This window comes from Candidatus Omnitrophota bacterium (assembly GCA_028699255.1).
Classification (GTDB): domain Bacteria; phylum Omnitrophota; class Gorgyraeia; order 2-01-FULL-45-10; family 2-01-FULL-45-10; genus FEN-1322.
Window position 1 is genome coordinate 1 of sequence record JAQVUX010000028.1, and the last position, 3982, is coordinate 3982.

At 49.2% G+C, this 3982-nt stretch carries 4 protein-coding genes; all 4 read left to right on the forward strand.

Features of this window, described 5'->3' with window-relative positions; all coding sequences use genetic code 11:
• On the forward strand, positions 1 to 2927 hold a 2927-nt coding region (locus PHS46_08645; protein ID MDD3906568.1), incomplete at its 5' end, for a DEAD/DEAH box helicase.
• Positions 2928 to 3049: 122 nt separating this feature from the next.
• Positions 3050 to 3322 (forward strand): hypothetical protein, encoded by a 273-nt coding sequence (locus PHS46_08650; GenBank protein MDD3906569.1) that lies wholly within the window; start codon positions 3050 to 3052, stop codon positions 3320 to 3322.
• A gap of 10 nt (positions 3323 to 3332) precedes the next feature.
• The gene (locus PHS46_08655; protein ID MDD3906570.1) at positions 3333 to 3629 is read left to right on the forward strand and encodes a hypothetical protein; all 297 of its coding nucleotides are present in this window, start codon (positions 3333 to 3335) and stop codon (positions 3627 to 3629) included.
• Entirely contained in the window at positions 3626 to 3958 is a 333-nt protein-coding gene (locus tag PHS46_08660) for a hypothetical protein (GenBank protein ID MDD3906571.1), read from the forward strand. Before PHS46_08655 ends, PHS46_08660 begins: the two co-directional genes overlap by 4 nt.
• Positions 3959 to 3982: the final 24 nt, after the last annotated feature.

Here is a 3982-nt window from a genome sequence, read left to right on the forward strand (position 1 = left end):
GGACAAAGATTACCGGCTTCAACAAGAAGGGCGGCGGCTCGCCTCGCGTTGAGATAGCGGAAGCATTCAACAGCAAGGGTGAGCTTCTGGACGGCAACTACATGAACATCTTCAAAACGGCTGGTTTTGCTGCGCCTGCCGCCAGCTTCTCCGCTTCTGCCGAGCTTTGGAAGAAAAACCCGAAGAAGATGGATGAAGACTATTACAACGAAATGCGATACCGGAATAAGCCTGCTCTGCCGGGTGAGATACATACCGGCTTTGAGGATACCGGGAAAGAGTATAAGTGGCAGGACGGCGGCACATCGCGGATATACGCAACGAACTTCAACTCCAAGCAGCCTAAGCTGGTAAACGGCGAGCGAAAGCTTACTGATACCAATATGAAGATGGAAGTAGAGGTCGATAACGAAGGGAGAATCGTTGATAAACTACTTCGGGAAGTGCTTGATGACCCGGAAATATTCTCAGGCAAAGACCTTGATCGATCATTCGAAAAGGCTTTAAATGCCGAAAAAGAAACATGGGTAACGGTTTCCCCGTCTTCATATATGGCAAATGAAACGCTGCACCATCACCTGCCCGTTAAATACGACGGTCTGGGAGCGCCTATCATTACGAAGGGCGAATTTGCCGGTAAGAGGCTGGATGAAGTGGTATCCGGTAATAAAGTCAAAGGCTCATTCTATCGGGAACCCGGCGAGGAGAAACTTCCTATAAAGGTCGGTGGCCGTGTCAGGTTTAAGCGTCCGGGAACAGGCCAATGGGAAGAAGGAGATCTGGTCGCTAAGACCCGTAACTCTTTCAGTATACACACCGACGATGGGAATGACTTTACCGTCAATCGGGTGGCTGCTGTAAGGCGAAAAAAGCAACTTATACCGAAGTCCGGAGCCATTGGCGAAGTAACAGATGAAAATATGATAAAGATATATCTCCCGAAGGGTAAGGCTAAAGAGTTTGCCAGGGTTCCGGGAACGTTGGTGGAAGGTAACACAGTCACGGTAGACCTCGGGGGCTCATTTGAACACGTCCGGGATATGCTGGGTGGTATATCATTGAGGGATGATGCTAAGAAGCTGGTAGACCACTATTACGATAGTCGAAAGAAGATGGCGAAGCAAAAGGATGTCCGGATGTTGGAGCCTTACGGCGAAGAGCATCTTCGCAAGGGAGCACCGGGGCTTTCCGGTGTTGGCCTGAAAGAAACATATGATTGGTATGATAGCGAAGGGACAAAACACACTGACCCGCTGATTCTTGAGCCGCATCAAAGATCGGCTGTGGAGGCTATAAGCCGGACGGGAAGCCACGTTCTCGGGCATGGAATGGGAACGGGCAAGACTTTATCCGGAATCGCCGGGGCATTGAACCTGCATAAGCAGGGGAACGCAAAGAAGACCTTGATATTATGTTCCTCCGGGAACAGAGACAACTGGCATGAGCAGTTGAGCAACTTTACCACGGAAGAGCCGACGATCTACGGTAATAGTGGGGAAACAAAGAGGAAGAATGGCAAGTATTCAGCCGGGGGCAAAGAAAGTAACAGCTTCTTCAATGTCGTAGGCTATGAGATGTTCCGGAATAACCCTGAGAAGTATCTTGATGGTGTCGATACAGTCATCGTTGACGAAGCGCACCACGTAAAGAATACCGGGGCGGAGCTTCGCAAGTCCCTTGATCGTGCCGGTGGCCAGCTTAAAAACCGTATCATGCTATCCGGAACACCAATGGAGAACAGCCCGGACGAGCTTTACTCGCTTATCAACTACAGCACGGCGGGAAGACATAACCTCGGAACGAAAAAAGAGTTTATGGAAAGCTACACGGTTAAGGCTAAGAGTGAAAAGGGACGCGGCCAGGTAACATTGATGAACCCGGAGAAATTGAAAGACCTGGGAGAAAAGCTTGCCCCGCATATGCAGTATAAGAGCACCAGTGAGCTTGAGGGCCGTAAAACCCCGAATAAGGAAGAAAAAACCCACTATCTTGATATGACCGATATGCAGAAGAAGATGTATAAAGGGTTAAAGGGGTTGAAGCCGGAAGAGCAGAGGGCTTTAAAAAACGATAGGGATGCTATTAGGGCGGGTAAAAACGTTCAGTCTTCGCAGTTGTCGGAAGTGGCAATGCGGAAGTTGTGGACCCAGCGGCAGACAGCCAACACCGCCTATGCAACGGATAATAGCAAAAGCATCGAGGAAAAGTATGCCGAGTCTCCGAAAGCACAGAAAGCATATGAGCTTATGCTGGAGCATTTTAAACAAGTACCGGACGGTAAGATTGTCCTCTTCAGCGGTCAGACTGGCGAGGAAACGCAGAGCGGGGCGCATTTGCTTGAGCATGTAGCCAAGAAGGTTCAAGCTAACCTGGGGTATGATTATGGAAAATATCTTGGTAAGTCTTCCAAGGGTAGAAGTGGAACGTCTGAAGTTGAGCGGCAGCGGGCGGCGAAGGAGTTCAAAGACCCGGCTGGCAATAACCGTATTATCATCGTCAGCGACGCGGGCTCGGAGGGTATAAACCTGAGAACAGCTTCGATGCTTATAAACTTCGACGCTGAATGGAATCCGATGAAGATGGAACAGCGCAAGGCCCGTGCTCTTCGCTTGGATAGCAAGAGAAAGAACGTTGCTATCCATAACCTTGTGATGAATGACACTTCAGAAGGAGCGGATGATTCTGTCGATAAGCTTATCGAGGAGATCGGAGCGCATAAGGCGAAGATAGCGCAGCAGATCGAATCTGCGGTGAAGACAGCCGATATAAGGGGGCCGCGATACAACAACATTAACCCTTCCAATATACGCAAGTGGGGTGTTGTGGACGGCTTGAGAAAGTCCATGTCGGGATTGTTTATACCGGTGAAGCCCGAAAGCAGGCTTGTAATAGGGATAAGGAAGAATCCGCCGTTGATATTGAAGTAAAATCAATTTTGGGGAAGGAAAAAGCCTCTCGGGAGTCCGGGGGGCTTTTTTTTATGCCATTTTAGGCGCAGAAACAAAATTTGTTGTAGAATGTATATAGTAATGGAAGATGAAAGGGGGCGTTGACGTTGGAACGTTTAGGAATGATAGTCAATAAAGATACGGGAGCACTGTTCGATGTATATGAGTGGCCGGGGCCGTTTGAGGGGTCTGTCTTTGCTCCTGAAGGGGCGACACACGTTATCGAATGCTACACGGAGAAGAGAGCCGGGGGGTTCGGATATCGGGCGGCACGGATACTAAAGACGGTTGCACATGTGGCCGTTGATGAAGGCGAAGGCGGCGAGGTTATATGGGAAAAGTGGCCGCTGAAATATCGACCGAGTTTCTTATAAGGAGGGCTAAATGCTTAGAACGTTTGTTGAGTTAAAGTCACGCTATAGGGGCGAAACAGATTATATTGTAACCTTCTCTGATGAACCCCGGAATGAGCATCGAATCACTTTTGTCGAAGAAGGGAGGTTGTTCAAGAAGCCGCTATGGGGGCCGGAAGAAAGAGCGGGGCTTGCCATTGAAGCAGTTCGCGAATGGATGATCGAGGACCACAAACGGCAGATCGAATGGTTCAAAAGGAAGGGCTTCGATATTCCCGACAGGCTTCGGGAAAACCCGAAAGACTATAAAATTCAAGGAGGCAAATGATGGACGAGAACAACTTGACTGCGGCGGAAACTTTAGAGAAGGTGAACAATGATGCACGTAGAACCGGTGAGGAAGTCGGTAAGGGGTTAGCGCTTCTATGCAACAGCTATTCCCGCGAAATGACAACCAAGGCGTTTGTAAAGGAAATAACCGAGCGAACCCATCGGACCTTACAGCAACAGATTATGAAGATGTTTCTGGAGGTAATATTCGCATGGGCCAAGCAAGCCGATAGCGGTGACTATGACGGACGCAACGAGGCTACGGTAAAGATGGCGCAGCGCATACGTGAAGCATTGGGCGATGATGTTTACTTGCCGTTCATCTAACCGGCCAGAAACAAAATTTGTTGT